This is a genomic window from Carnobacterium sp. (genome assembly GCF_032094055.1).
Taxonomy (GTDB): Bacteria; Bacillota; Bacilli; order Lactobacillales; family Carnobacteriaceae; genus Carnobacterium_A.
On the sequence record NZ_DAMDAK010000104.1, the window covers coordinates 6,552 to 7,606 of the forward strand.

Genomic DNA, 1,055 nt, shown 5'->3' on the forward strand with positions numbered 1-1,055 from the left:
GGTTGTAACTAGATTGGTTACATTAAAACTTAAACCAAATAAATGCAGTATTGGAGATTCATGTTCCACAACGTTCACCTCTTTTCCATAATTAAACTGTTTCCATGCTTCAACAAAGCTTCGTAAGCCATCAAAGGGTGTATGTAATTTTCTTATACATTTTTCAAGCTTAAAACTAATTTTACCATACTTCTTATTTTCTTTCCTATATAAAGCCCCTCCGATCAGTACCTTTTAAAACCTTTAAATAGGAAAATGAAAAGAGTTTGGTTTTTTCTTGCAGCCTTGTTGACAAATGTTATCTTACCACCATTTAGATCAAAATACAAAACATTGTGAAAAAATTTTCTATTTTCATGAAAGTTTCATGGGCGTGTTTTTTTATCTTTTTTATCCTGCTATTTCGAGAATGATTTCTTTGAGTTCGCCACTTTTTATATTCCTTATTAAACCGCAGTTTTTTTACTTAAATTCTGTTTTCAATATAAAAAATAAAAAAATCTCAAAAAAGAATTTTTTCTTTTTTGAGATTTTCTTATTTTAAAGTGTTCCGAATAAACGGTCACCAGCATCGCCTAAACCTGGTAAAATATACCCATTTTCATCTAATTTTTCATCTAAAGCTGCAGTGTAAATATCAACATCCGGGTGTGCTTCTTCTAAAGCCTTTACACCTTCTGGAGCAGCTACGATACAAACAAATTTGATTGAACTTGCACCACGTTTTTTTAATGCATCAATTGCAGCAATAGCTGAACCTCCTGTTGCTAACATTGGATCAACTACTAGTAATTGACGGTCTTTAATATCTGACGGCAATTTAACAAAATATTCAACTGCTTCCAGTGTTTCGTGATCACGGTACATCCCTACGTGCCCAACTTTTGCTGCAGGAATCAAATCTAAAGTTCCGTCGACCATACCTAAACCGGCTCTTAAAATTGGAATAATCGCAACTTTTTTACCTGCTAATTGTTTCTGTGTTGTTTTAATTAAAGGCGTTTCGATTTCAACATCTTGTAAAGGCATATCTCTTGAAACTTCGTATGCCATTA

General features: G+C 32.9%; 1 protein-coding gene. It reads right to left on the reverse strand.

Features of this window, described 5'->3' with window-relative positions:
- Window positions 1–540 precede the first annotated feature (540 nt).
- Window positions 541–1,055 (reverse strand): uracil phosphoribosyltransferase (gene upp, locus RT405_RS12280; RefSeq protein WP_313470062.1); only part of this gene is annotated, 515 nt, incomplete at its 5' end.